This is a genomic window from Paenibacillus sp. OT2-17 (genome assembly GCF_009827695.1).
Classification (GTDB): Bacteria; Bacillota; Bacilli; order Paenibacillales; family Paenibacillaceae; genus Paenibacillus; species Paenibacillus polymyxa_B.
In genome coordinates, this window is the sequence record NZ_WUDQ01000395.1 from 1 (window position 1) to 3,501 (window position 3,501).

At 37.9% G+C, this 3,501-nt stretch carries 3 protein-coding genes and 1 pseudogene; 1 reads left to right on the top strand and 3 read right to left on the bottom strand.

Annotated features, from left to right (window positions below; translation table 11 throughout):
* Positions 1-648 (bottom strand): aconitase family protein (locus GRP75_RS21860; protein ID WP_237449135.1); only part of this gene is annotated, 648 nt, incomplete at its 3' end.
* A gap of 605 nt (positions 649-1,253) precedes the next feature.
* On the opposite strand from GRP75_RS21860, the gene GRP75_RS21865 reads away from it, so the two are divergent.
* On the top strand, positions 1,254-2,732 hold the full coding sequence (locus GRP75_RS21865) for an FAD-binding protein (protein ID WP_237449134.1): 1,479 nt from the start codon (positions 1,254-1,256) through the stop codon (positions 2,730-2,732).
* 234 nt (positions 2,733-2,966) lie between these two features.
* On the opposite strand, the gene GRP75_RS29335 is transcribed toward GRP75_RS21865, so the two are convergent.
* Both GRP75_RS29335 and GRP75_RS21870 read right to left on the bottom strand, forming a co-directional pair.
* Positions 2,967-3,074, bottom strand: coding sequence for a sporulation protein YjcZ (locus GRP75_RS29335; RefSeq protein WP_196233322.1), 108 nt, complete (start codon positions 3,072-3,074; stop codon positions 2,967-2,969).
* A gap of 133 nt (positions 3,075-3,207) precedes the next feature.
* Positions 3,208-3,501 (bottom strand): annotated as a pseudogene (locus GRP75_RS21870) (Kelch repeat-containing protein); the annotation flags it as partial.

A 3,501-nucleotide genomic window follows, 5' to 3' on the forward strand; every position in this document is an offset into this window, starting at 1 on the left:
GCGCTCTTCCATGCTCAATTCGCGGATAGATTCACCTGTGTACTCAATAACATAACCTGTGGCGAAATCTGTACCGTATTTGGCAATGACACCCAAAATCATGTCCTTTGCTGTCACACCAGGTTTGCGGCGGCCTACAAAGCGAACTTCCATCGTTTTGGCTTTAGCTTGCTGGAGACATTGTGTTGCCATTACGTGCTCTACCTCACTGGTTCCGATACCAAAAGCGAGTGCTCCGAACGCCCCGTGTGTGGAGGTATGGCTATCACCACAAACAATCGTTTTGCCCGGATGAGTCAGACCAAGTTCAGGCCCCATAACGTGAACGACACCTTGATCCACCGTATCCAGATCATACAGTGTAACACCGAAATCACGGCAATTTTGAGTTAATGTATCAATCTGCTGCTTGGAAATCGGGTCCGTAATATTGTAACGGTCCTTAGTCGGCACGTTATGATCCATCGTTGCAAACGTAAGCTCTGGACGACGTACCTGACGTCCGCTAAGACGTAATCCCTCAAACGCCTGCGGCGATGTTACCTCATGTACGAGGTGAAGATCAATGTACAAAATACTCGGCTTTCCCGCTTCCTGATAGATGACATGGTTATCCCAAATTTTCTCGAACATGGTCTTTTTACTCATCATTATTCACCCCTGTGTTTTTCGAACCTAGTGGAGAGAAGCTAACGGCTCTCTCTTGAATGTCAACAATATACCACGGGATGTTTGATTGGTCTAAGATATGATATCTATAGAAGTGATAGGTTAAGGCTATAAGTATGAATACAATGAACTCTGTCGCCTTTTCTAAGGTACTGCCAGTTATTACATTAAGGATTTGTTTGAATATTCATACTGCGAAAGCTGAGTCAATTATATATTCTCAGATAATGTTGACAATATAAGGAATAAACTTGTACAATTAGGAAAATATTTTGTTTGGATTCCATTCTTCGTTGGTAACAAGGATATTGGAAATCGTAATAAGAATCATCTTAGCGATTGCTATAATGGTTCTTTTTTTCCTCTACTTTTGCAAAACTGTTCGTATTTGATTTTGTTAGCTCTCAATAACTATATAAAGTATAAAACGAAATATAGTTATATAATTTGATATAAATTACAGGCAATAAACAACGGAGCAAGAATTTTATGAATATCATCATGATGCGTTTTGTTGCAACAAATAGAAAACTGACTACGAGATTCAGCCGAAGATAACATTCACATCCTAAAAGGGAGTTGGAATGATGAAACAAAATGGAATATCCGTTGAAAACTACACTCCAATTTTGATTGTCGGTACGGGGATCTCAGGGCTTACTGCTGCTTATTATTTGTCGAAAAATAATATTAAGTACACGATTGTAACAAAAAAGAATGCACCCAAACAAAGCAACTCCTTTCTTTCAGCCGCAAATACTCGGGTTCCATCAGAGAATGAAGTTAACAATATTATTAATCTTACTATTGATAAATGTGGAGCAGATCGATCAGTAATTGAAGCGCTATATAGGAATTCCAACATAATTATAAATTTCTTCAAAGAATTAGGAATTCCTTATGAGAAAACATCCTTTGGTATCATGCCTGAATGTTTGATTAAATCACATGGGGGAAAGAAATTAATCAATTGTTTGTTACAACATATTGAACAACCGATGTGTAATAAAATTTTGATTCATTTGGAAAAGTACGATCAAGGAATTATCGCAATATTTTATGACACACAATCAGATCAATTTATCAGAATATTTACAAATTATTTGGTATTAGCTACGGGAGGATATGCAGGACAATTCTGTTTCAATGATAATTCGCCGGGTTCAACTGGTGAAACGCTTATCTTAGCTAAAAAAATAGGTGCAAGATTAAAGGGAATGTCTACAGTAATGTGTCATCCTTGGTCTATATATAACGGAAGGCAAATTTTATTGGGCGGGGTTGTATCTTTGAGTCAAGGGAAAATAATAGATGAGGATGGAGTTCAATTATTAAAAGATAAGTATATTTGTGATGCAATTGCTCGAGATGATTACCACGAAATGATTGATGAGATTTTAAAATTCCAACTTGAATGTATCAAACAAAAAAAAGACATGTACTTGGATATGAGCCATGCTGATGAAAATGTTTTAAATGAAAAATTCAAAAAATATGGATTTAGTCCTAAGGTAGTTAAAAATAAAAGAATTAAAATTACACCAACGATGCACTATTCTTCAGGAGGAATCGAAATCAATGCTAATGCTGAGGCTATAAACTTGAATCGTGTTTTTGCTACTGGAGAAGCTCAATTTAATGGTGATCTTGGTATAGGAAGAATCCCTGGGCAAGCATTCGCATCGGGGATCGTTTTTGGTAAATTAATTGCGGACAAAATAGCTAATGAAGGGGTTTTCAATACTCAATATCAAACTTCATTTAAAGATCCACCTGAAACGATGCATCTGTATTCGAAAGAAAATAATGACTTTCCGATCGAAGAGTTTCAGAAAAAGTTGTCAACTTTAATGATGGATTTGATCGCTTCCAATTCACCCGTGGTTTCTCTATCATTCCATAAAAAAAAAATACAAGAAAGTCAAAACATAATATTAAGTAGAGCAAGAGGATCAGGAAAACGATACGAGGATATTTTAACATTATTTTTTGGATATTTTGTTGCAATGGAAATTATAGAAGATCTTGAAGCAAAGTCAGGCTTGTTGAGTAACCAAAAATAGGATAAAAAGAGTCGCCTTTTTGGCTAATGGAAAGCACCACCCAACCATTCCAAAAAGAGGCGACCCTCATGGATTAGCCTAGGGCCGAACGGCGAACCTTATAGATTCCTCGGAAACTAATGTGGCTATGCTCAAGAAATTAAATTCAACACGCTTTAGTCATTATGACCAAAAGGATAAAAAGTACAGGGCTAAACAGCAATTCGAAAAAATGCCGGTGGAGCTTAAGAATCTTTATAAATGAATTAATTTCAAGATGATTACCAGCAAAATGAACAATGCCAATACAGCAGCTATCGATGTCCAAACTCTTCCGGTGATTCCCTCGTAGTCTCTTTTCATTTCCCCCACACGTAACGCCTCCTTTACTTTAGGGTACTATACTCCATAGGCTATGCGAGGTTTTGGTTAAAGGAAGGGCTTCTTAACAAAAAAAAGCTCCGCCGACCAATTAAGGTCAGCTGAGCTTTTTGATTTATTTAGTGTATTCACTTACTTCAAACGTAAGGATACGATCAAACAGCATGTAGTCCTTGCGGCTGCTGAATGGTCCTTTATTGTTATCGTGCTTGTTAATGGCGTATGAAGCCGATCCAGAACCAGCCTGCTTGCCCTCATACCATGAGATAAAGTCGTTAACCTCTTTCACGCTCAGGTCAAACTCTTTCTCTAAACCGGTTGTCAGGGTAACTACCAGGATTGCACGATCTCCCACCGGGTTATCGGGTTGAGAGGTGCCTGGTTCTCCCGGTTGACTCGGAGAGGTCCC